Origin of the sequence: Nocardioides sp. R-C-SC26, assembly GCF_021246465.1 — a bacterium.
GTDB lineage: Bacteria > Actinomycetota > Actinomycetes > Propionibacteriales > Nocardioidaceae > Nocardioides.
In genome coordinates this window covers 1-316 of record NZ_JAHRHK010000077.1, presented here as the reverse complement: position 1 = coordinate 316, position 316 = coordinate 1, and the positions used below count along the sequence as shown (strand labels likewise).

The window sequence follows — 316 nt, the reverse complement described above, 5'->3', positions numbered from 1 at the left end:
GCCAGCGCGAGGGCGGGGGCCGTCCAGCGGTCGGAGGTCACCGAGACCAGCACGGTCGCCGCGGCGATGTTGGTCGAGGCGACGATGCACTGGATCCAGAACACCGTGCGGGTCTGCTCGGGGGCGTAGAAGCCGCGCAGCACCAGGTAGTGCACGGTGAACATCACCAGGCCTGGGCCGAACAGCATCAGGGTCGGCACGTGCTGGGTGTAGCCCGCCGACTCCGGCCCGTGGTTCCAGATCACGTTGGCGACGTCGTCGGCCACGAACGGCAGCAGTCCGGCGAACCAGACGACCCTCGTCGTGATCGTCTGGT

The 316-nt window shown here is 68.7% G+C and carries 1 protein-coding gene; it reads right to left on the bottom strand.

The genetic code is table 11. The annotated features are described in order from the left end of the window. On the bottom strand, positions 1-316 hold a 316-nt coding region (locus tag KSO97_RS17500; protein WP_308188349.1), incomplete at both ends, for a lipid II flippase MurJ.